Here is a 21,655-nt window from a genome sequence, read left to right on the forward strand (position 1 = left end):
TGGTGCTCCTTTGCGGGTGTGTTCGGTGCATCGGTCGGCGCGGGGCGTCGACCGGGGCCGGCTCCGGGTGGGGCCGACCGGTGCGGGAGGGGTCAGACGAGGGGGAGGAGAGCCTTCGACAGCACGGCTGCGAGCGCGCCACCGACGAGCGGTCCGACGACCGGGACCCAGGCGTAGGACCAGTCGCTGGAGCCCTTGCCCTTGATCGGCAGGAGGGCGTGGGCGATGCGCGGACCGAGGTCACGGGCGGGGTTGATGGCGTAGCCGGTCGGGCCACCGAGCGAGACACCGATCGCGATCACGAGGAAGGCGACGGGGATCGCGCCGAGCTCGGCCGGGGTCTTGCCGTTGGTGAAGGCGATGACGACGAAGACGAGGACGAAGGTGCCGATGATCTCCGTCACGACGTTCCAGCCGTACGAGCGGATCGCCGGGCCCGTCGAGAAGACGCCGAGCTTCGCTGCTGCGTCCGGCTCCTCGTCGAAGTGCTGCTTGTAGGCGAGCCAGACGATGACCGCACCGATGATCGCGCCGATGAGCTGCGCGATCCAGTACAGGAACATCTGGCCGATGGTGATGTTGCCGAGGATCGCCTGCGCGAGGCTGACCGCGGGGTTGAGCTGGCCGCCGGACTTGTACGAAACGGTGACACCGGCGAAGACCGCGAAGCCCCAGCCGATCGTGACCATGAGGAAGCCCGCACCGAAGCCCTTCGACTTCGTGAGGGAGACTGCGGCGACGACACCGCCACCGAGGATGATGAGCATCGCCGTACCGACGAGCTCGGAGAGGAAATTGACGCCGATGCCGTCCATCGGTGACCTCCTGTGCGTAGGGGTCGGGGGTCCGGTGGTGCTGCGTCCGGCACTCCCCGTTGAGTGATTGGGGCCGAGCATAGTGACGCGGATCGCCGCTGCGCGATGCGCCACCGAGGGAAGTTCGCGAAAGTGCACGAACGTGCATGCCCGGTGTGCGGTTGCCCATCGCGAGCCGTCGCCATGCCCGCATCGTGCTGCACGAACGTGCACATCGACCGAACGGGCGGCCGCTGTAGGGTGAACGCACTCCGGTCGACGACGGCGGTGTGGCCCGTCGCGAGCGGCCCCGCCACCGTGGAGGACAGCATGAAGAAGCTCATCAACGATCCGCAGGCCGTCGTCACCGAGACCGTGCGCGGTTTCGCCCGGGCGCACGCCGACCACGTCGTCCTCGTCGAGGATCCGATCCACCTGCACCGCGCCGACGCTCCCGTCGCCGGCAAGGTCGGGATCGTGAGCGGCGGCGGCAGCGGGCACGAACCCCTGCACGCCGGGTTCGTCGGGTACGGCATGCTCGACGCCGCCGTCCCCGGCCCGGTGTTCACGAGCCCGACCCCGGACCCGATCGTCGCCGCGACGAAGGCCGTCGACGGGGGAGCCGGGGTGCTCCACATCGTCAAGAACTACACGGGCGACGTGCTCAACTTCGAGACGGCCGCCGAGCTCGCCGGCATGGAGGACGTCCGGGTCGAGAGCGTCGTGGTCGACGACGACGTGGCCGTGCAGGACTCGCTCTACACAGCCGGGCGACGCGGGGTCGCCGGCACGGTCGTCGTCGAGAAGTGCGCGGGCGCCGCCGCCGAGCGGGGCGACGACCTGGACGCCGTGGCCGCCGTGGCGCGACACGTCAACGACGTCACCCGCTCGATGGGACTCGCCCTGTCCTCCGGCACGGTCCCGCACGCGGGGGAGCCGTCCTTCACGCTCGCCGACGACGAGGTCGAGCTGGGCATCGGCATCCACGGCGAGCCCGGGCGTGAGCGGATCCCGATGGCTCCGGCCGACCAACTCGTCGACCGGGTGCTCGAACCGATCCTCACCGACCTCGACGCGCCGGCCGGGTCGGACCTGCTCCTGCTCGTCAACGGCATGGGCGGCACGCCGCTCGCCGAGCTCTACATCCTCTACCGCCGCGCGGCCGAGGTGCTCACGGACCGTGGCCACCACGTCACGCGTAGTTTGGTCGGGGACTACGTCACGTCCCTCGAGATGCAGGGGTTCTCGCTCACCGTCACGGTGCTCGACGACGAACTCACCACCCTCTGGGACGCCCCGGTGGAGACCCCGGCCCTGCGCTGGGGCCGCTGACACCGCTCACCCTCCAGGAAGGAACACGAATTGGCGCTCGACACCGCATGGGCCCTCGACTGGGTGCGTCGCACCGCGTCGACCATCGACGACCACCGGGCGGAGCTCGTCACGCTCGACCGGGAGATCGGCGACGGCGACCACGGCGAGAACCTCGACCGCGGGTTCCGCGCCGTCGTCGAGGCGCTCGACGCCGGCTCCTTCGACTCGCCCGGTGCGGTGTTCAAGGTCGTCGCGACGAAGCTCATCTCGACGGTCGGCGGCGCCGCCGGCCCGCTCTTCGGCACCGCGTACCTCAAGGCCGCGCAGGCCGCCGGTGACGCGTCGGAGCTCGACGCGGACACGCTCGTCGCCGTGCTCACCGCGGCGCGCGACGGGGTCGTCTCGCGCGGCAAGGCCGAGGTCGGCGACAAGACCATGGTCGACGCGTGGACGCCCGCCGTCGACGCCGCCGCGACCGCCGCGACCGCCGGCGAGGCCCCCGAGCGTGTGCTCGAGGCCGCCGCAGACGCCGCGGCCACCGGTGCCGAGTCGACCGACCCGCTCGTCGCCCGCAAGGGCCGCGCGAGCTACCTGGGGGAGCGCGCCGTCGGGCACCGCGACCCGGGCGCGCAGTCGACGGCGTACATCCTGCGCGCGGCGGTGGACGCCGCGTGACGGTCGGCATCCTGGTCGTCTCGCACAGCGCGGCGATCGCGACCGGCACCGTCGAGCTTGCACGCCAGATGGCCGCCGACGTCCCGATGGTCGCGGCCGGCGGGACCGAGGACGGCGGGATCGGGACCTCCTTCGAGGCGATCACCGCAGGGTTCGAGGAGCTCGGCGCGGCCGACGCGGTCGTCGTCCTCTGCGACCTCGGGTCCGCCTACCTGACGACGGACACCGCGCTCGACTTCCTCGACGACGACGCGCGGGCACGCGTGTTCGTCTCGCAGGCGCCCCTGGTCGAGGGCACGGTGGCCGCCGCCGTCGCCGCCCAGACGGGCGGCGACGTCGACGCGGTGCTCGCTGCCGCGGCGACCGCCGCAGCCTCCGAGGCGGAGGCGAGCAGTGCCTCCCGTGCGGACGGCGACCAGCCTGGAGGCGCGGGGCCGGGTGTCGGGGCCGCCAGCGTCGACGACGTGGCCGCGTCCGCGACCGTCGAGTTGGTGAACGAGAGCGGCCTGCACGCGCGACCGGCCGCGGAGTTCGTGAAGACCGCCACGAAGCACGAGGCGACCGTCCGCGTGAACGGCGTGGACGCGAAGAGCCTGCTCGCGATCATGGCGCTCGCCCTGCCGAAGGGCGCGACCGTGACCATCGAGGCGACCGGCGCCGACGCGCAGGACGCCGTCGACGCGCTGACCGCGCTGGTCCGGTCCGGCTTCGGCGAGTGACCGCACGCTGACCGTCCCGCGTCCGTCCGCGCACGCGCCGGACGGACGCGGGGTCAACCGGTGACCGAGACGGTCCCGGCGAGGTCGATGTCCGACGGCCCGCCGGTCACCCCGGCGTCGGCGAGGAGCGTCGCGCCGAACACCGCGCTCCAGAACGTCCGGGCGTCCCGGGCGACGCCGTTCGGGCTCCGCCAGCCGTGCTCGGTGACGACCCGGTCGAGGTACCGCTCGGACTGCCGGAAGAGCAGGGCGAGCAGCAGCCGCACGCGCTCGCGCAGCGCCGGGTCGCCTCCGGTGGTCGCGAGGGCGCGGACGACGAGCGGGGTGGACGGCATGGCGAGGGCCGTGCGGGCGAGGACGCTGCGGAATCCCTCCGGCGTGCGGGAGCGGCGTCCGGCGGCCTGCAACCGCGATGTGTCGCGGAGGAACAGTGTGAAGGCGGCGTCGAGGACGAGCCGGTCCTTCGACCCGTAGTGGTGCGTGATCTGGTTCGGGTAGACGCCCGCGGCGCGGGCGATCTCGCTGACGGTGACGGGTGCGGTGGTCGCCGGGTCCTCGTCCGTCGCCGCGTTGGCTGCCTGGGCGTCGCGGAGCAGCGCCGCGGTCGCCTCGAGGATGCGTGCGCGGGTCGCCGCGCCGCGCGCGGTGCCGCCGTCCGTCGTGGTTGCCACGTTCCGATTGTACGTGGTACAACTCCACTTGTCTGCGGTACAAGAAGGAGCTCCCCGTGCACCTCTCCGTCTCCGGCCTCGGCGCCGTCTCCCCGTTCGGTCACGGCGTCGACCCGCTCTGGGACGCCGTCGTCGGCGGACGGTCCGGCGTCACGCGGCTCGACCGCGACGGCGGGTTGTGGGACGCCGTGCCGATCCGGATCGGGGCCCCGGCGGCGCTCGACGCCGACGCCGCACTCGGCCGCGTCCGCGCGAACCGGCTCGACCGGAGCCAGCAGCTCGCGCTCGTGGCGGCCGCCGAGGCCTGGGCGGACGCCGGCTCACCGGAGGTCGACGGCGACCGGTTGGCCGTCGTCGTCGGGACCGGCATCGGGGGAGTGGAGACCCTGCTCGACGCCCACGACGTGCTCGGGACGGGTGGGGCGCGTCGGGTGTCACCCCGGACGGTGCCGATGCTCATGGCGAACGCCGCCGCCGCGCAGATCAGCATCGAGCGCGGGGCCCGCGGCGGCGCGTACACGACGGTGTCGGCGTGCGCGTCCGGTGCCGAAGCGATCGCGGTCGCCGCACGGCTCATCGTGACGGGGGAGGCCGACGTCGTGATCGCCGGAGGGACCGAGGCCGCGGTGACACCGGTCACGATGGCGTCCTTCGCGCAGTCGCAGGTGCTCGCGAAGCCCGGCGACGACGACCCGGCGACGCTGTCCCGCCCGTTCGACGTCGACCGGCGCGGGTTCGTGCTCGGCGAGGGCGCCGGGTTCGTCGTCCTGGAACGGGCCGAGCACGCCGCCGGCAGACGGCACCGGTCCCGGGCGGTCCTGGCCGGCTGGGGCGTCACCTCGGACGCGCACCACGTCACCGCACCGCTCGCGGACGGCAGCGAGCAGGAGCGCGCGATGACCGCGGCGATCCGGATGGCCGGACTGACGGGCGCGGACGTCGACCACGTCAACGCGCACGCGACGAGCACACCGGTCGGGGACGTCGGCGAGGCGGCTGCGATCCGGCGGGCAGTGGGGGAGCACGCCCTCGTCACGGCGCCGAAGGGGGCGATCGGGCAGATGTTCGGTGCGGCCGGGGCGGTCGAGACGATCCTGACCGTGCGGGCCCTGGAGACCGGGACGGTGCCGCCGACGCGCAACCTCGAGCACCTCGACCCGGCGGTCGAGCTCGACGTCGTGGCGGAGGCTGCGCGGCGGGCGCCGCTGCGGGCGGCGCTCAACAACTCGTTCGGGTTCGGCGGGCAGAACGCGTCGCTGGTACTGACGGCGGCGTGACCGCGGCGCGGTGGGGCGTCCGACCGTCCGGCGGTCCGTCTGTCCGTCCGTCCGTGTGTCGGTCTGCCCTTCTGTCAGGATGAGCGCGTGCGCGCAGTCCAGTACGAGCAGTTCGGTACCCGCCCCGTCATCGTCGACCTGCCGACGCCGACCCCGCCCTCCGACGGCGTCGTCGTCCGCGTCGCGGCGACCGGCGTCTGCCGGAGCGACTGGCACGCCTGGAAGGGCCACGACGACTCGGTCCGGCTCCCGCACGTGCCGGGTCACGAGTTCGCCGGCGTCGTCGACGCGGTCGGCCCCGGGGTCACCCGCTTCACCGTCGGCCAGCGCGTCACGGCACCGTTCGTCTTTGCGTGCGGCACGTGCGACCAGTGCCGTGACGGCGCCACCCAGGTCTGCACGCGCCAGGAGCAGCCCGGGTTCACGCTGCCCGGCTCCTACGCCGAGGCCGTCGTCGTCCCGCACGCCGACGTCAACCTCGTGGCGCTGCCCGACGAGGTCGGGTTCGCCGAGGCCGCCGGGCTCGGCTGCCGGTTCGGCACGGCGTACCACGCCCTGCACACCCGCGGACGCGTCGCTGCAGGGGAGTGGGTCGTCGTCTTCGGCTGCGGCGGGGTGGGGATCTCGGCGGTCATCGTCGCCCTCGCGGCCGGTGCGCGGGTGGTCGCGGTTGACGTCTCGGCCGCCGCACTCAAGCGCGCCGCCGCACTCGGGGCCACGACGGTCACGATGGACGACGACGCGGTCCGGACGGTCCGGGAGCTCACGGGCGGCGGTGCAAACGTGTCCGTCGACGCCTACGGCAGCCGAGCGACCTCGGTCGCCGCGGTGGCCTCGCTCCGGCCGCGGGGGCGACACGTGCAGGTCGGCCTGCTGCTCGACGACGAGGCGATCCCGGCGATCCCGATGGGCCACGTGATCGGTGACGAACTGGAGCTGCTCGGCAGCCACGGGATCGCGGTCGGCGAGTACGCCGCGATGCTCGAGGACGTCGTCGCCGGGCGGCTCCGGCCGGCGGAGTCGATCGGCCGGACGGTCGGGTTCTCGGACCTGCCGGACGAGCTCGTCGCGATGGACGGGCCGCCGACGTCTGCGGGCATGACCGTCGCGGTCTTCGAGCGGTAGGCCAGAGGCGACAGCCCGCCCTCGGACCATGCCGCGTCCACCTGAGTTGACATAATATGCATTATCGGCGCTTGCTCGCGGCGTGGTCCGTTCGACTCCAGGATGCAGGACACGCCACCCACGGTCACCGTGGGCGGCGTGTCCTGCGTCGTCGTCAGTGCTCGGGCGTCTCGTCGCCCGTGGGCACGTCCTCGCTGTCGATCTCGAGCGCGGCCTGCTCCTCGCCGTGCTCCTCGAGGTCCGAGCGGTCCGTGTCGGGCTGCTCGGGTGCCTCTGCCTGCGTGGTCTCTTCTGCCGGGTCCGGCTGGCTGTACGTCATGCGGCGCACGCTACTCGTCGCGGCCTGGCGGGGTCCCGCGGGTGCGGTCGCGCAGTGCGCAGCCCGGCCACGGACGGGACGGGAGGCACGTGGCGACGCCGCCACGTGCCTCCCGTTCGGAGTCGTCGTCAGTTGTTGAGCATCTGTGTCGCGAGCACGGCACCGAGGATCATGAAGATGATCGCGACGACGATCGCGATGGCGCTGAGGACGATGCCCGCGAGCACCATGCCACGGCTGAGGCCGCGGCGACGGGCGATGATGCCGAGCACCAGGCCCACGATGCCGGCGACGAGGCCGACGATCGAGACCAGGAACGCGAAGACGACGCCGACGATGCCGAGGACCAGCGAGCCGACGGCGAGGCCGTTGCCGCCGCTGCGGACCGGGGCTCCACCGGGGGCGTTCGGGGCCGGCGGGTAACCGTTCGTGGACATGGGAGCTCCTTGGATCAGGGGCCGGTGGTGCGGGCGCACCCGGCCGTCACCGCACACGGTATGCGTTCCGTGCGCGTTCGGTTCAGGTTGCCCGTGCGTTCGCTGCCGGTTGCTTCAGTGCTCGTCGACGCCGACGGGAGGCACGTACGCGGCGAGGTGCTCGCCGGTGAGCGTCGAGCGGGCGGCCACCAGGTCGGCCGGAGTCCCCGCGAAGACCACCCGGCCGCCGTCGTGCCCGGCGCCCGGCCCGAGGTCGATGATCCAGTCGGCGTGCGCCATGACGGCCTGGTGGTGCTCGATGACGACGACCGTGCGGCCCGCGTCGACGAGCCGGTCGAGCAGCCCGAGCAGCTGGGCGACGTCCGCCAGGTGGAGGCCGGTCGTCGGCTCGTCGAGGACGATCACCCCGCCGGGGTCGCCGAGGTGCGTCGCGAGCTTCAACCGCTGGCGTTCGCCACCGGAGAGCGTCGTGAGCGGCTGCCCGATGGTCAGGTACCCGAGCCCGACGTCGACGAGCCGACGTGCGACGGTGTGGGCGGCGGGGACGCGCGACTCCCCCTCGGCGAAGAACCGTTCGGCCTCGGCGACGGACATCGCCAGGACCTCGCTGATGTCCCGGCCGCCGAGCCGGTACCCGAGCACGGACTGGTCGAACCGCCGACCGCCGCACTCCGCGCACGGCGTCGAGACACCGGCCATCATGCCGAGGTCGACGTAGACCACACCGGCGCCGTTGCATGCTGGACAGGCACCCTCGGAGTTCGCGCTGAACAGGGCTGGCTTCATTCCGTTCGCCTTCGCGAAGGCCTTGCGCACCGGCTCGAGCAGCCCGGTGTACGTCGCAGGGTTGCTGCGGCGGGAGCCGCGGATGGCGCTCTGGTCGACGGCGACGACCCCGTCCAACGTCGCCAGCGATCCGTGGACGAGCGTGCTCTTGCCGGAGCCGGCCACACCGGTGACCACCGTGAGCACACCGGTCGGCACGTCGACGTCGACGTCCTGCAGTTTGTGCCGGTCGGCACCGCGGATCGGGATCGCACCGGTGGGTCGACGGACGGTGTCCTTGAGCGCGACGCGGTCGCCGAGGTGCCGCCCGGTCACGGTGTCGCTCCCCCGGAGCTGGTCGACCGTCCCGGTGAAGCACACCCGTCCGCCGTCCCGGCCGGCCCCCGGGCCGAGGTCGACGACGTGGTCCGCGATCCCGATGACCTCGGGCTTGTGCTCGACGACCAGCACGGTGTTGCCCTTGTCGCGGAGCCGCAGCAACAGGTGGTCCATCCGCTCGATGTCGTGCGGGTGGAGGCCGGTGCTCGGCTCGTCGAAGACGTACGTGACGTCGCTCAGGCTCGAGCCGAGGTGCTTCACCATCTTCACCCGTTGGCCCTCTCCCCCGGACAGCGTGCCGGTCGGCCGGTCGAGCGAGAGGTACCCGAGTCCGATCTCGACGAAGGCGTCGACCGCGTGCCGCAGGCCGTCGAGGAGCGGCTGCACGGACGGCGCGTCGAGGGTGCGGAGCCAGGCGGCCAGGTCGGACACCTGCATCGCGCACACCTCGGCGATGTTCCGGCCGGCGATGCGCGACGAACGGGCGGTGCCGTTCAGGCGGGTGCCGTCGCACGCCGGACAGGTCGTGAAGGTCACCGCACGGTCGACGAAGGCGCGGACGTGCGGCTGCATCGCCTCGCGGTCCTTCTGCAGGAACGAACGGCGGACCCGGAGGACCAGGCCCTCGTACGTCATGTTGATGCCGGCGATCTTCCGCTTCGTCGGCTCGCGGTACAGGAAGTCCGCACGCTCCTGCTCGGTGAACTCGCGGATCGGTTTGTCACCGTCGACGAACCCGGACTCCGCGTACATCCGGACCATCCAGCCGTCCCCGCCCCACCCCGGGATCGTGATGGCGCCGTCGGACAGGGCCCTGGTGTCGTCGAAGAGCTGTGCCAGGTCGATGTCCGAGACGCTCCCCCGTCCCTCGCACTCCGCGCACATGCCGCCGAGCCGGGAGAACGAGACGTGCTCGGCCTTGGCGTCCTTGCCCTTCTGCACGGTGATCGCCCCGCCGGCGGTGACGGTCGCGAGGTTGAACGAGAACGCGTTCGGGCCGCCGACGTGGGGTTCGCCGAGGCGGCTGAAGAGGAGCCGGAGCATCGCGTAGGCGTCGGTGACCGTGCCGACGGTGGACCGCGGGTCGGCGCCGATGCGTTCCTGGTCGACGACGATCGCGGTCGTCAGCCCGTCCAGGACGTCGACGTCGGGCCGGGCGAGCGACGGCATGAAGCCCTGCACGAAGGCGCTGTACGTCTCGTTGACCATCCGCTGCGACTCGGCGGCGAGCGTGGCGAACACGAGGGAGCTCTTGCCGGACCCGGACACCCCGGTGAAGACCGTCAGTCGGCGTTTCGGCAGGTCGACGTCGACGTCGCGCAGGTTGTTCTCGCGCGCGCCGCGGACGCGGATCCGATCGTGCTGGTCGGCCGGGTGTCGGGTGGTGTCGCCCATGCGACGACGGTAGCGGTCCGGCGGGCGCCGGGACAGCCCCTCAGCGGCGGCTGTGGAGACGGACGAGGCCCGGGAGCTCGGCCGGTTCGAACGGCTCGTCGGTGGCGTCCAGCTCGTCGGCCGTCCACCACCGCGCGTCGAGGATGTCGACCTGCTCGTCCTCGGTCCACCCGGCGTCGGACAGGGTGAAACCCGGCGTGCGCACGACGTAGAACTCGCTGTGGCCGCGGTCGTGGTCGGCGAGGTCCCACTCGACGGTGAAGTCCCAGGTCCACACGGGCTCACCCGGGTCGTCGACGACGATGCCGGTCTCCTCGCGCAGCTCGCGCACCGCGGCGTCCCGGTGCGACTCCCCCGGGTCGACGCCGCCGCCCGGCGTGATCCAGCGGTGCGCGCCGTCGGACGACGGCGACCGCGTGTCCATCAGGAACACGCGGTCGTCCGGGTCGAGCAGGATGATCCGGGAGGTGCGGCGCAGGCCGGGCTTGGCGGTCACCCGGACGACGTTACTGCGTGAAGCCGCTGACGTCGCCGACGAGCTTGGTGTGGTCGGCGGGGATCGGCTCGACGGCGGCGAGGGCGATCTCGGCCGCGAACTCGGAGACGCTGTAGAGCTTCCCGACCTCCTGCCGACGACCCTCGATCGCGCCCGGGTTCAGGCGGTTGAGGAGCGTCGCGGTGATGGTGCCCTCGATCATGTCGCCGGAGACGACGACGAACTCGATGCCGGCGGCGTCGAGCTGCGGGATCAGCTCGCGGAGCGCGAGTTCCCCCGCCCGCTTGCTCTTCGCGACGGGGACGTACTCGTCCATCGTCTCGGCGGTCTCGACGAAGTGGGCCTGGTGGCTCGTGACGAAGACGACCCGCGAGCCGGTCGGCATGTGCGGCACGGCGGTCTGCAGCATGTCGACCTGCGCGTCGCGGTTCAGGCGGAGCGCGTAGTCCTCGCCCAGGTCGGCCTCCATGCCGCCGGAGGCGTTCAGGACGAGGAGGTCGATGCCGCCCCACTCCGACACGACCGTGTCGACCATCGCCTGCACGGAGTCGTGGTCGGTCAGGTCCGCGGCGACGGCGAGGGCCGAACCACCAGCGGCGACGACCTTCTCGGCGATCTGCTCGGCACGACGTGCCTTGTTGCGGTAGTTCACGACGACCTTCGCGCCGGCCTCCGCCAGGTAGCCGACGGTGTCGGCGCCGATGCCGCGCGAGGACCCGGTGACGAGGGCGCGCTTGTCGGCGAGGGATCCGGGGGCGAGGGGGTTCGTCACAGTGTTCTCCTGGTCGCGTCTTCCGGCCGGTCGGCCGCCGACGAGCCTACCAACCGGTCCGGGCCGCGCCGCCCGCGCTCGTCCCGGGGTCAGGGGCGGACGGTAGGTTGGAGGGAAGTACCGGCAGTCGCGACGCTGCACGCAGGCGTGCGCGACGAGGGAGGGAGTCCGCGTGAACACCGACTGGATCCAGACCATCGTCTGGATCGGACTGACACTGCTGCTCGGGGTGGTCGAGGTCTTCACCCTCGACTTCATCTTCCTGATGCTCGCGGCTGGGGCGGCCGGGGGGTTGATCGCAGCGCTGCTCGGCGCACCGTGGTGGCTCGCGGCCATCGTCGCCGCCGGCGTCGCGCTGCTGCTGCTCTCGCTCGTCCGCCCGCGGCTCCTCGCGGCCCTGGGCCGGAGCGCCGATCCGCACCGCACCAACATCGAGGGACTGATCGGCCTGCGCGGCACGGTCGCCGTCGCGTTCACGTCGTCGACGCCGGGTCAGGTCCGGCTCGCGAACGGCGAGACGTGGAGCGCCCGGCTCGCCGCCGACTGCCCCGACCGCACACCACCGCTCGGCGCCCCCGTGGTCGTCGAGTCCATCGAGGGGTCGACCGCGGTCGTCCGCCTCGGAGAAAGGGCCACCTCGTGACCATCTCAACCGGGACGATCGCTCTGCTCGTCCTCGTCCTCGTCGTCGTCGTCTTCGTGATCGTCGTCCTGTCCCGCGCGATCCGGATCGTGCCCCAGGCCACCGCGGGAATCGTCGAACGACTCGGGAAGTACCACAAGACCCTCAACCCGGGGCTCAACATCCTGGTGCCGTTCATCGACCGCCTCCGGCCGCTCATCGACATGCGCGAGCAGGTCGTCTCGTTCCCGCCGCAGCCCGTGATCACCGAGGACAACCTCGTGGTCTCGATCGACACGGTCGTGTACTTCCAGGTGACGGACGCCCGCGCGGCGACGTACGAGATCGCGAACTACCTCGGAGCCGTCGAGCAGCTCACGACCACCACCCTCCGCAACGTGGTCGGTGGCCTGAACCTCGAAGAGGCCCTGACCAGCCGCGACAACATCAACGGCCAGCTCCGGGTCGTCCTCGACGAGGCCACCGGCAAGTGGGGCATCCGCGTCGGCCGCGTCGAGCTCAAGGCGATCGAGCCGCCCGTGTCGATCCAGGACGCCATGGAGCAGCAGCTGCGTGCCGAGCGGAACCGTCGTGCGGCGATCCTGCAGGCCGAGGGCACGAAGCAGTCCCAGATCCTCGAGGCCGAGGGCCAGCGACAGGCCGCCATCCTGCAGGCCGAGGGTGACGCGAAGGCCCAGGTCCTGCGCGCCGAGGGCGAGGCGCAGGCGATCGCGACCGTGTTCGACGCCATCCACACGGGCGACCCGGACGAGAAGCTGCTGTCGTACCAGTACCTGCAGACGCTGCCGAAGATCGCCGAAGGAACGTCGAACAAGCTCTGGATGATCCCGAGCGAGTTCACCGAGGCGCTCTCCGGCATCGCGAAGGGCTTCACGGCGAGCCGCTCCGGATCCGGCCCGGTCGCGGGTGCCGGCGGCGGTACCGACTTCCTGGCGAAGATCTCGGAGCTCGCGAACAAGAGCCTCGCCGACACCGCCACGGTCGACGGTGCCGCCGCGTCGAACCCCCGACCGGACGCGACGGCCGCCGACATCGTCCCGGACGCGGCGCTCGACGAGCGGCTCGCGGAGTCCGACCGGAGTGTCGACGCGCACCTCGCGGCCGCGGACGACGTGACGAAGGACGTCCTCGGGGACGACCGGCCGCAGGCCTAGTCACACCCGGGCTGGCACGCGCGCGGCCGGACACGACGACGCCCGTCCCGGATGATCCGGGACGGGCGTCGTCGTGTCGGCGGGCGGGGCTGCCGTGCGGGCGTGGAACCAGGCGCACGACCGTCGGTGCCGCGGCGCAGGTCTCGCGGCCGGTGCGCGGCCGCTCAGGCCGCGCGGCTCAGGCCCCGCGTCGGGCGCGCAGGACCGCCAGGCGTTCCTCGAGCAGCTCCTCGAGCTCCTCGCGGGACCGCCGCTCGAGCAGCATGTCCCAGTGGGTCCTCGGTGCCTTGACGTCCTCTGCAGCGACCTCGACGGGGATGCCGTCGTCGCCGAGCAGGCGACCCTCGCGACCGGTCCGGGGCTCGGACCACGTCTGGGGGACCTCGGCATCGGCCGAGAAGACGACGTCGAACGTCTCCCCCGACGTCGTCTGGTAGACCGCACGCTTCCGGTCGGAGAGCTCGACGCCCTCCTCGCTCTGGAGACTCTGACTTCCGAGCCGCATGCCGCGGAGACTCCGATCAGCCATGGTTGTGCTCCTCTCGCTCGTCTGCAGTCCCCAACACTGTCCCACGCGGCATCCATCCCGGTGAGGCGCATTCACAGACCGTTCCCAGAGGGAGGTGGCGGTGTTCAGCCCCGCGAGGCGGTGGAGCGCCGTCGACCCCACGGCGCGCAGGCGAGGAGCGCGAGCAGCGACCCGAGCGCGACGACGAGCGTGACCGACCCGGAAGCGAGCGTCGCCGGGGTCGTCCCGGTGCCGAGCGGCACGTCGGTGATCATCGACGTCGCCGTGTACGCCGGCACCCGGTCGATCGTCCGACCGGTCGGGTCGATGACCTGTGAGGCCCCGACCGTGGAGATGTTGACGAGCGACCGACCGGTCTCGACCGCCCGGAGCCGCGCGATCTCGAGCTGCTGCAGGTTCTCGTCGGTGCCGTCGAAGTCGGCGTTGTTCGTCTGGGCGAGGATCACCTGCGCTCCCCCGCGGGCCATGTCGGTCGTGAGCCCGTCGTCGACGATGTCGAAGCAGATCGCGATCCCGGCCTTGATGCCCGCGACCTCGAGGACGTTCGGCTTGGTCCCGGGCGTGTAGTCCCGCTGGAGGAGCCCGATGAGGGACGGTGCGAGCTTCGAGAAGAACCAGCGGTCCGGGACGTACTCGCCGAACGGCACGGGACGCTTCTTGTCGTACGAGGACTGCCACCCGTCGGCGGTCCACACGAAGGACGTGTTGTGCAGCACGCCCGAGGCCGTCTGCGTGATCGCCCCGGCGACGATCGGGGCGCCGACGGATTCGACGACGGTGTCCAGGGCGTCGGCGATCACCGGCTGGACACGGGGGTCGAACTCCGCGGAGGCCTCGGGCCACACCACGAGGTCGACGCCCTTCGCGCCGACCTCGGTCGCAGCCACCTGGGCGTTGAGGACCTCGCCCGGCTGTGCACCGTCGAAGTACCCGGCGGGTCCGTTGCCCTGCACGGCCTCGATCCGGATGGTGCCGTCGGTCGGGGTCGGCCACGCGGGCACGACGAGCACCGCGGCGACCAGGAGTCCCGCGGTCGCGACGCGGATCGGCGCACGGAGCACCGCACCGGGGTCCTCGGGCACGACGAGGACGAGCGAGAGCGCCACGGCGACGCAGTACACGACGACGAAGGTCACGCCGAGCACGCCGACGTACGCGGCGAGGTGCATGAACGGTCCCTGCGACTGGGACAGGCCGACGCGTCCCCAGGCGAAGCCCTCGTACGGCCAGCTGCCGGAGAACCACTCGCGCCCCGTCCAGAGGCCCGCGACGACCGCCGGCAGCACCCACACCCGCCAGGCGACCGACCGGGACACCCGGCCCACCCACCGGTAGGCGAGCGCGATCGCGACCGCGCCGAGGGCGAAGTACGCCGCCTCGAACAGGGCGAGCGCGAGCCACGGCACCGGGCCGAGGTAGCGACCGGCCCACGAGATCGCCGGCAGCCAGAACGCGGCACCGGCGACGTACCCGAGCCACGCGGCGCGGCGGGCGCGCTGTCCCATCGCGGCGAGGAGCATGCAGGCCATCGCCGGGTAGGCGAGGAACCACCACCCGGGGGACGGGAACGAGAGCGCGAAGAGCAGGCCGCCGATCACCGCGAGCGGCAGCGCGGTGCGGAGCGGCAGGGCCGCGAACGCGTCCCGCACCGGCGCGCTCGACGACGGCCGGTCGTCTCCGGGACGACGCCGGACGCCACCACCGTGCGGGCGCACCGCGCTGCCGAGGACCGCCATGGTGCCTCCTGTCAGACCGTCGCGTAGGCGACGATGCCGCGGCGCACCGCGTCCGTCGCGCGCCGCGCGGTCGTGGACAGGTCGTCGTCGCCCGCGTTCTTCACCTGGTCGAGCAAGTCGATGACCTGCTTCGACCAGCGCACGAAGTCCCCGGCGGGCAGGTCGAGCGTGCGGAGCACGTCGTCGAGCGCGGACCCCGACGCCCAGCGGAACATGCCGACCGCCATCGCCGGGGTGGGCGGCTGCGACCCGGCGAGCCGTGCGTCCCGCTCGACGTCGTCGAGCCGCGCCCAGATCGTGAGGGTCTCGTCGAGCGCCGGACGGAACGCGCCGCGGGGCAGGGCGTGCTCGGTGCCGGGAGCGTCCTCGCGCCGCGGCTGGTAGACGATCGTGGCGGCCATCGCGGCGAGCTGCGCCGGCGTGAGGTCCTTCCAGACCCCCGCCTCGAGGCACTCGGCGACGAGCAGGTCCCGCTCGCCGTAGATCCGCTGCAGGCGTCGGCCGCCGGGCGCGACGGTCGCCTCGCCGTCACCGGTCGGAACCAGGTAGCCGAGCTGCAGGAGCACGTCCGTCACCCGGTCGAACGTCGTCGCGACGGCGCCCGTGCGGGAGCGGATCTGCTGCACGAGCTTGTCGTTGGCGCGCTTGAGCTTGTACCAGCGCTCGGCCCAGCGGGCGTGCGCCTCGCGGTCCGGGCAGGCGTGGCAGGGATGCCGCTGCATCTGTCGACGGACCTCGGTGATCGCCGCCTGCCGGTCGCGCTTGGCGCCGTGCGACGCCTCGCGGCCGCCGGGCACGTTCGTCCGTTCGAGGTCGGAGAGCTGCCGACGGAGCGCCGCGTACTCGGTGAAGTCACCGAGGTGGCACTCCATGGCCTGCTGGTACCCGTCGAGCGACTCTTGCTGCGACCGCACCTTGCGGGCGAGGTCGACGACCGAGCGGTCCGCCTGGAACTGTGCGAACGAGGTCTCGAGGACCTCGCGCGTGCGCTGCCGCCCGAACTGGTCGATCAGGTTGACCGCCATGTTGTAGGTCGGCTTGAACGACGAGTTGAGCGGGTACGTGCGCCGGCTCGCGAGGGACGCCACGGCCTGCGGGTCGAGCCCGTCGGACCACTGGATGACCGAGTGTCCCTCGACGTCGATGCCCCGTCGGCCCGCGCGACCGGTGAGCTGCGTGTACTCCCCCGGGGTGATCGGCACACGGGCTTCGCCGTTGAACTTCTCGAGCTTCTCGAGCACCACGGTCCGCGCCGGCATGTTCACCCCGAGCGCGAGCGTCTCGGTCGCGAAGACCACCTTGAGCAGCTTGCGGCGGAAGAGGTCCTCGACGACCTCCTTGAACGCCGGCAGGAGTCCGGCATGGTGGGCCGCAACGCCGCGCTCGAGCCCCTCGAGCCACTCCCAGTACCCGAGGACGGCGAGGTCCTCGTCGAGGAGCGTCCGGCAGTGGTACTCGGCGGTCTCGCGGATCTCGCGCCGCTCCTGCGCGGTCGTGAACGACACGCCGGAGCGGAGCACCTGGCGCACGCCCTGGTCGCAGCCGTTCCGGCTGAACACGAAGAAGATCGCCGGGAGCAGCATGCGCTCGTCGAGGACGCGGGCGATCTGCTCGCGGAACATCTTCTCGGTGCGCGGTCCGCGGTGCTCCGGGTACCCGCCGCGTCCACGGCGCCCGCGGTGTCCGCCGCCGTGCCGCTCGCTGCGGGACGCGCCGCCGACGAGCCGGAGGAGCTCCGGGTTGACGCGGTTCGTCGCCGCGGCACCGCTGGAGTCGAACAGGTCGACCATCTTCGAGCCGACGAGCACGTGCTGCTCGAGCGGCACCGGACGGTCCTCGGACACGATGACGTCGGTGTCCCCGCGGACGGTCTGCAGCCAGTCGCCGAACTCCTCGGCGTTGGAGACCGTCGCGCTCAGCGAGACCAGTCGGACCTCGGTCGGGAGGTGCAGGATGACCTCTTCCCAGACCGCACCGCGGAACCGGTCGGCCAGGTAGTGCACCTCGTCGAGGACGACCCACGCCAGGTCGTCCAGCAGGTCGGAGCCCGCGTAGATCATGTTCCGCAGGACCTCGGTCGTCATCACGACGACCCGGGCGCGAGGGTTGACGTTCGTGTCCCCGGTGAGCAGCCCGACCTCGGATTCGCCGTAGGCCTGCACGAGCTCGGCGTACTTCTGGTTGCTCAGCGCCTTCATCGGCGTCGTGTAGAACACCTTCGGCGTGGGCTGGCGCATCGCGAGCCAGATCGCGAACTCGGCGACGATCGTCTTGCCCGCACCGGTCGGCGCGGCGACCAGGACGCTGCGGCCCTGGTCGAGGGCGTCGCACGCGGCCGTCTGGAACGGGTCGAGGTCGAAGCGCAGGTCGGTGCGGAACAGCTCGAGGTTGCGCGAACGGTTCCGGACCTTCGCCGCCCGGTACCGCTCGGCGGGGCTGAGTTCCGTGGTCATCAGGCTCCGTACTCCGCGTCGAGCTTCGCCTGGCGCTTGGCCGCCCGACGGTCGTGGATCCACGTCACCGCGCAGGCCGCGATGTAGAGCACGACCATCGGCACGGCGAGCAGGAACATCGAGATGACGTCGGCGGACGGCGTGACGATCGCGCAGAACACCAGGATGCACAGGATCGCGACGCGCCAGGCCTTGATGATCGAGGCGGCCGACAGCACGCCGACGAAGTTCAGCAGCACGAGGAACACCGGCAGGACGAACGCGATGCCGACGGCGACGATGAGCTTGATGACGAAGTCGTAGTAGGCCTTGGCGTCGACGATCGACGTGTCCTGCGCGGAGACGAAGCTGCCGAGGATCCCGACGACGTGCGGCAGGATGTACCACCCGAACCAGCACCCGGCGAAGAACAACGGGATGGCGGTGCCGAGGAACCCGAACACGTACTGCTTCTCGCGGCGCACGAGCGCGGGGACGATGAACGCCCACACCTGGTACAGCCAGACCGGGCTCGAGATGACGATGCCGATCGTGATCGCGATCTGCAGTTTCAGGTCGAAGGCCCCGGTGATCATCGGGAAGTTCAGTTCGGCGGTGTGGCCGCCGACCTCGGCCAGCTGGGTGACCGGCGCGCGCAGCGCGTCGAGCACGAACGGCGTGAGGAACCAGCCACCGATCGCGCAGACCGCGACCGCGACGACGGCCTTGAACAGCCGGTTCCGCAGCTCGATGAGGTGCTGCCCGAGCGACATGCGGCCCTCGGTATCCTTCTTCGGACGACCGGGCCGCTCCGCTCGCCCGCTCGCGGTCGTCGAAGCCATGCGGTCGATCCTACGGGACCGGCACCGACAAGTCGGTCGCGCGGGCGCGACGCACAGGCCGCGTCGAGGCGGACGGGAGGCACGGTGCGGGCCGACCCCGTGCCTCCCGTCCGTCACGCGGTCGCGTCACGCACGACGCGACGCGCGCGGCCCGGCAGGCGCCCGCTACTCGGCGGCCAGGGCCGCCTCGGCAAACGACCGGACGGCCGCGCGCGCCGCCGGCGGGTCGAGGACGACTGCGCGGCCCGGCAGCCCGGCGACCAGCCGCACCACGCCGTCGAAGCCGTTCGACGCGGCGAGACGGATGCGGACGCGGCCGTCGGCGTCCTCGGCGTCGGCCGTGTCGGCGAGGAAGTCCGCGACGAGCGGCAGCGCCGAGCAGTCGAGCTCGACCGTGACGATGACGTCCTGGCCCGACTGCTGGAAGAGCGTGTCCGGGATGACCACGTCTGCGGTGGACCGCTCGGCAGCGCGGTCGTCGACGACCACCGCGGACATCCGGTCGAGGCGGAACGTCCGGAGCGCGTCGCGGTCCAGGTCCCAGGCGCGGAGGTACCAGTCGGTGTCGATCGACTCCACCCGGAGCGGATCGACGCGGCGGGTGCTGCCGCGGGTGCGCGGGCCGGCGTAGTCGAACACGAGCCCGCGGCCGTCCGCCATCGCGCGCCGGATCGTCGCGAGCGTGGCGTCGTGCAGGTCCTGGCCGACGGCGACGTTCGACGCTGCTCCCCCGGCGCCGCGCGACAACTTGGCCATCAGGTCGTGGATGGCCTGGCGGTCGGCGGCCTCGGGCAGGGCGGACAGGTACTGGAGCCCGGCGATCAGCGCCGAGGCCTCGCGCGCGGAGAGCCTGGGCGCGTCGTCGATCGCGACGAGGTTCGTCAGCACGATCATGTCGTTCTGCTCGAAGTCGTCCCATGCGATGTCGAACAGGTCGCCGTGCTGGTACTGCATGGTCTCGCCGGGGACGCCGGACACCGCGATGAGCTCGACGGCCCGGCGGATGCGCTGCTCGGTGACCCCGAAGTGCCGTGCGGCGTCGGCGACCGAGACGCGCTCGTGGTCGATCAGGTACGGGACGAGCACGAGCAGGAACGCGAGCTTGTCCTGCGCCTGGAGCGGTTGCTGGTCAGCCACGCGCGGTCTCCTCGGGGTCCGTGTGGTCGGCGACCAGGCCGCGGAGCCGGGCCGCCACCTGCTCGCGCAGTGCGGCGGGCTCGAGCACGCGGACCTCCGGGCCGAACGCGGCGAGTTCCTCGGCCAGGATCTGCGGGTCGACGTGGTGCACGACGAGCACGCCGCCGCCGTCGACCTCGGTCCCCCGACGGCGCTGCAGCCGCCGCTCGGCGTCCGAGCCGGGCTGCACGGCGATGCGCGCGGTCCGCTCGGCCCAGATCCGGTCGAGCTCGGCGAGGGCGCGCTCGCCGGCACCGGCCGGTGCGGGGTGCTGTCCGGGGTGGTGGGTGGTCACCGGACCGACGATCCGGGAGAGCAGGTAGTTCTTCGTCCCGCCCGTCGAGAACTCGTGCGCGCAGAGCATCCACCGGCCGCCGTGCTGGACGAGCGCGAGCGGTGCGACGTCGCGCTGCCGGGGCTCGTGCTCGCCCGGGGTGATGTAGTCGAAGCGCACGGCCGCTGCCCGGTCGAGCGCGGACCGCAGGGGTTCGAACGCCGCGTCGCGGGTCCGGAGCCGTGGAGCGTAGGCGGCCATGCCGCGGGGGTCCTCGACGTCGTCGGCGCCGGTGTCGTCGGCGGCGGAGTCGTCCGTGCCGGCCGAACGGACCTTGAGGAGTGCCCGGCGGGAGTCGGCGGACAGCGCGCCCTCGCGCCAGGCCATCGCGGCGAGCGACAGCAGCGCGGACTCGTCGGGCGTGAACCGGACGTCGAGCGGCAGGTCGTACTCGCCCTTCGGGATCCGGTAGCGGAGCGTCTGGTTGTTGCCCGCCGCCCCCGGGGTCTCGATCGTCTCGAGCGGGATGCCGAGCTCGCGGACGTCGTCCTTGTCGCGTTCGAACTGCCGCTCGAGCGACGCGTTGTCGCCGCCGGGGGTGAAGCGCTGCCGGTAGCCCTGCACGTTCGCGAGGATCTCGGCCTTCGTCAGCCCGGACTCCGTCGAGAGCAGCGCCAGCACGAGGCTGAAGAGCCGCTCCTCTGCGGGCACACGGGGAGCTCGGGTCGCTGGCACGAGCCCGATCCTACGACAGCGCGGGTGCACCGGAGTGCACCCGCGCGTCGGTCGGTGGACGGCTCGACGCGGTGCGCGGGGGCCGGTCCGGGAGGGACTCGATCAGGACGGCATGACGCCGAGGACGTCGATGACGTACGCCGTCGCCGAACCGCCCTGGTGCACGATCGCCAGGACCTGGTCGCCGACGTGACGGCCGATCACGGCCTTGCGCACGCCGTCGATGACCTGGCCCTCGGCGAGCGGCAGCGTCTGCGCGCCCGAGCCGTCGGTCCAGTTCGACCCGGTGACGTTCGAGTCGGCGGTCGAGTCGCCCCAGGTCACGGCCGTGTACTTGAAGACCGCGGTGTCCTTGTCGGTGAGCTCGGCGCCGCTGCCCTTGCGGAGCAGGTGGTACTCGTCGCTCGTCGGCGCGCTCCACGAGGGGATCGTGATGCCGGGGGCGCCGGACGGTGCGAGGACGACCGCGGGCATCTCGTCGCCGGCGAGCTGCGGGGTCCCGGTCGCGCGGGCGTCGTAGGCGCGGCGCACGTCCACCACGGCGACGACGGCGTCCTCGGTCTTCGAGGACTCGGTGGAGGTGCTCGCCCCGGCGGTCAGGGCGCTCTTCGGGAGCGCGACGGCCAGGCGGTCGCCGACGTTCGAGCACTCGAGCGCGGCACCGAGGGCGCCGAACTTGTCCGCACCCGCGGTGAGCAGCGCGCTCTGGCCGGAGTAGCCGCTCGTCTCGACGACCTTCCCGGTGGCACCGTCGACGAGCGTGTACTCGACGAGGACCGGCGTGCCCTGCTCGACCGCACGACCGTCACCGGAACGGAGCACCGAGACCTGCGTGCCCTTCGTGGTGAGCCCGGCCGGGACGTTCACCTTCGGCTCCGTGCCGAACGCACCGATCGCGGTGACCGCCTGCGACGCGGCCCCGGGGGCGGCGCAGCGGGGCGGCGTCGTGCCGGCACCGCTGGCGGAGCAGCCGGTGAGGGCGGCGGCGAGGCCGATGGTGACCAGGAGTGCGGGGATGGTGCGCACGGACCCTCTT

At 72.3% G+C, this 21,655-nt stretch carries 21 protein-coding genes; 7 read left to right on the forward strand and 14 right to left on the reverse strand.

Features of this window, described 5'->3' with window-relative positions; genetic code table 11:
• Positions 1 to 92: 92 nt before the first annotated feature.
• On the reverse strand, positions 93 to 815 hold the full coding sequence (locus DEU32_RS14635) for an MIP/aquaporin family protein (protein ID WP_058742687.1): 723 nt from the start codon (positions 813 to 815) through the stop codon (positions 93 to 95).
• Between the two features lie 309 nt (positions 816 to 1,124).
• Here DEU32_RS14635 and dhaK point away from each other — a divergent pair, with 309 nt between their 5' ends.
• From dhaK to dhaM, 3 genes are read left to right on the forward strand one after another with little or no spacing between them, the layout of a single operon-like run.
• The gene (gene dhaK / locus DEU32_RS14640) at positions 1,125 to 2,126 is read left to right on the forward strand and encodes a dihydroxyacetone kinase subunit DhaK (RefSeq protein ID WP_114851220.1); all 1,002 of its coding nucleotides are present in this window, start codon (positions 1,125 to 1,127) and stop codon (positions 2,124 to 2,126) included.
• 30 nt (positions 2,127 to 2,156) lie between these two features.
• Entirely contained in the window at positions 2,157 to 2,783 is a 627-nt protein-coding gene (gene dhaL, locus DEU32_RS14645) for a dihydroxyacetone kinase subunit DhaL (RefSeq protein ID WP_114851191.1), read from the forward strand.
• Complete coding sequence (gene dhaM, locus DEU32_RS14650; RefSeq protein ID WP_114851192.1) at positions 2,780 to 3,502, forward strand: dihydroxyacetone kinase phosphoryl donor subunit DhaM; 723 nt, start codon at positions 2,780 to 2,782, stop codon at positions 3,500 to 3,502. The genes dhaL and dhaM overlap by 4 nt, the downstream gene beginning before the upstream one ends.
• A gap of 53 nt (positions 3,503 to 3,555) precedes the next feature.
• Here the strand turns inward: dhaM and DEU32_RS14655 are convergent, their stop codons facing one another.
• Complete coding sequence (locus DEU32_RS14655; RefSeq protein WP_114851193.1) at positions 3,556 to 4,173, reverse strand: TetR/AcrR family transcriptional regulator C-terminal domain-containing protein; 618 nt, start codon at positions 4,171 to 4,173, stop codon at positions 3,556 to 3,558.
• Positions 4,174 to 4,229: 56 nt separating this feature from the next.
• On the opposite strand from DEU32_RS14655, the gene DEU32_RS14660 reads away from it, so the two are divergent.
• Together DEU32_RS14660 and DEU32_RS14665 are read left to right on the forward strand one after the other, a co-directional pair.
• Positions 4,230 to 5,450, forward strand: coding sequence for a beta-ketoacyl synthase (locus DEU32_RS14660; protein WP_114851194.1), 1,221 nt, complete (start codon positions 4,230 to 4,232; stop codon positions 5,448 to 5,450).
• An 87-nt stretch (positions 5,451 to 5,537) separates the two neighbouring features.
• Complete coding sequence (locus tag DEU32_RS14665) at positions 5,538 to 6,575, forward strand: alcohol dehydrogenase catalytic domain-containing protein (protein WP_114851195.1); 1,038 nt, start codon at positions 5,538 to 5,540, stop codon at positions 6,573 to 6,575.
• A 154-nt stretch (positions 6,576 to 6,729) separates the two neighbouring features.
• On the opposite strand, the gene DEU32_RS17285 is transcribed toward DEU32_RS14665, so the two are convergent.
• The 5 genes from DEU32_RS17285 to DEU32_RS14685 form a co-directional block, all read right to left on the reverse strand.
• Positions 6,730 to 6,894, reverse strand: coding sequence for a hypothetical protein (locus DEU32_RS17285; RefSeq protein ID WP_167510073.1), 165 nt, complete (start codon positions 6,892 to 6,894; stop codon positions 6,730 to 6,732).
• A gap of 128 nt (positions 6,895 to 7,022) precedes the next feature.
• Positions 7,023 to 7,331, reverse strand: coding sequence for a DUF4190 domain-containing protein (locus DEU32_RS17290; RefSeq protein ID WP_114851196.1), 309 nt, complete (start codon positions 7,329 to 7,331; stop codon positions 7,023 to 7,025).
• Positions 7,332 to 7,445: 114 nt separating this feature from the next.
• On the reverse strand, positions 7,446 to 9,830 hold the full coding sequence (locus tag DEU32_RS14675) for an excinuclease ABC subunit UvrA (protein WP_114851197.1): 2,385 nt from the start codon (positions 9,828 to 9,830) through the stop codon (positions 7,446 to 7,448).
• 40 nt (positions 9,831 to 9,870) lie between these two features.
• Positions 9,871 to 10,326, reverse strand: a complete 456-nt coding sequence (locus tag DEU32_RS14680; protein WP_114851198.1) for an NUDIX hydrolase — start codon at positions 10,324 to 10,326, stop codon at positions 9,871 to 9,873.
• Positions 10,327 to 10,336: 10 nt separating this feature from the next.
• Complete coding sequence (locus tag DEU32_RS14685) at positions 10,337 to 11,098, reverse strand: SDR family oxidoreductase (RefSeq protein ID WP_114851199.1); 762 nt, start codon at positions 11,096 to 11,098, stop codon at positions 10,337 to 10,339.
• Positions 11,099 to 11,270: 172 nt separating this feature from the next.
• On the opposite strand from DEU32_RS14685, the gene DEU32_RS14690 reads away from it, so the two are divergent.
• Positions 11,271 to 11,741: an NfeD family protein gene (locus DEU32_RS14690; RefSeq protein WP_258554886.1), complete on the forward strand. Its 471-nt coding sequence runs from the start codon at positions 11,271 to 11,273 to the stop codon at positions 11,739 to 11,741.
• Positions 11,738 to 12,895 carry an SPFH domain-containing protein gene (locus DEU32_RS14695; RefSeq protein ID WP_114851200.1) on the forward strand — a complete coding sequence of 386 codons (1,158 nt, stop codon included), beginning with the start codon at positions 11,738 to 11,740 and terminating at the stop codon, positions 12,893 to 12,895. Before DEU32_RS14690 ends, DEU32_RS14695 begins: the two co-directional genes overlap by 4 nt.
• Positions 12,896 to 13,073: 178 nt before the next feature.
• Here the strand turns inward: DEU32_RS14695 and DEU32_RS14700 are convergent, their stop codons facing one another.
• The 7 genes from DEU32_RS14700 to DEU32_RS16975 form a co-directional block, all read right to left on the reverse strand.
• Positions 13,074 to 13,424, reverse strand: a complete 351-nt coding sequence (locus tag DEU32_RS14700) for an RNA polymerase-binding protein RbpA (protein WP_058740868.1) — start codon at positions 13,422 to 13,424, stop codon at positions 13,074 to 13,076.
• Between the two features lie 104 nt (positions 13,425 to 13,528).
• A complete protein-coding gene (lnt, locus tag DEU32_RS14705) occupies positions 13,529 to 15,160 on the reverse strand; it encodes an apolipoprotein N-acyltransferase (RefSeq protein WP_114851201.1) in 1,632 nt (543 codons plus the stop codon).
• Positions 15,161 to 15,171: 11 nt separating this feature from the next.
• The gene (locus tag DEU32_RS14710) at positions 15,172 to 17,613 is read right to left on the reverse strand and encodes an RNA helicase (protein WP_114851202.1); all 2,442 of its coding nucleotides are present in this window, start codon (positions 17,611 to 17,613) and stop codon (positions 15,172 to 15,174) included.
• Positions 17,613 to 18,365, reverse strand: a complete 753-nt coding sequence (gene tatC, locus DEU32_RS14715; protein ID WP_114851203.1) for a twin-arginine translocase subunit TatC — start codon at positions 18,363 to 18,365, stop codon at positions 17,613 to 17,615. Before tatC ends, DEU32_RS14710 begins: the two co-directional genes overlap by 1 nt.
• A gap of 234 nt (positions 18,366 to 18,599) precedes the next feature.
• Positions 18,600 to 19,571: a YafY family protein gene (locus tag DEU32_RS14720; protein WP_114851204.1), complete on the reverse strand. Its 972-nt coding sequence runs from the start codon at positions 19,569 to 19,571 to the stop codon at positions 18,600 to 18,602.
• Positions 19,564 to 20,619, reverse strand: a complete 1,056-nt coding sequence (locus DEU32_RS14725) for a YafY family protein (protein ID WP_114851205.1) — start codon at positions 20,617 to 20,619, stop codon at positions 19,564 to 19,566. The genes DEU32_RS14720 and DEU32_RS14725 overlap by 8 nt, the downstream gene beginning before the upstream one ends.
• 102 nt (positions 20,620 to 20,721) lie before the next feature.
• Complete coding sequence (locus DEU32_RS16975; RefSeq protein WP_147281490.1) at positions 20,722 to 21,645, reverse strand: FKBP-type peptidyl-prolyl cis-trans isomerase; 924 nt, start codon at positions 21,643 to 21,645, stop codon at positions 20,722 to 20,724.
• Between the last annotated feature and the right edge of the window lie 10 nt (positions 21,646 to 21,655).

The sequence above is a fragment of the Curtobacterium sp. AG1037 genome (genome assembly GCF_003349855.1).
In the GTDB taxonomy this organism is placed as follows: Bacteria; Actinomycetota; Actinomycetes; order Actinomycetales; family Microbacteriaceae; genus Curtobacterium; species Curtobacterium citreum.

Coding starts and splice junctions, on each gene's coding strand:
- DEU32_RS14635 (WP_058742687.1), bottom strand. CDS start 815: ATGGACGGCATCGGCGTCAATTTCCTCTCCGAGCTCGTCGGTACGGCG.
- lnt (WP_114851201.1), bottom strand. CDS start 15,160: ATGGCGGTCCTCGGCAGCGCGGTGCGCCCGCACGGTGGTGGCGTCCGG.
- tatC (WP_114851203.1), bottom strand. CDS start 18,365: ATGTCGCTCGGGCAGCACCTCATCGAGCTGCGGAACCGGCTGTTCAAG.
- DEU32_RS17285 (WP_167510073.1), bottom strand. CDS start 6,894: ATGACGTACAGCCAGCCGGACCCGGCAGAAGAGACCACGCAGGCAGAG.
- dhaK (WP_114851220.1), top strand. CDS start 1,125: ATGAAGAAGCTCATCAACGATCCGCAGGCCGTCGTCACCGAGACCGTG.
- DEU32_RS14710 (WP_114851202.1), bottom strand. CDS start 17,613: ATGACCACGGAACTCAGCCCCGCCGAGCGGTACCGGGCGGCGAAGGTC.
- DEU32_RS17290 (WP_114851196.1), bottom strand. CDS start 7,331: ATGTCCACGAACGGTTACCCGCCGGCCCCGAACGCCCCCGGTGGAGCC.
- DEU32_RS14675 (WP_114851197.1), bottom strand. CDS start 9,830: ATGGGCGACACCACCCGACACCCGGCCGACCAGCACGATCGGATCCGC.
- DEU32_RS14700 (WP_058740868.1), bottom strand. CDS start 13,424: ATGGCTGATCGGAGTCTCCGCGGCATGCGGCTCGGAAGTCAGAGTCTC.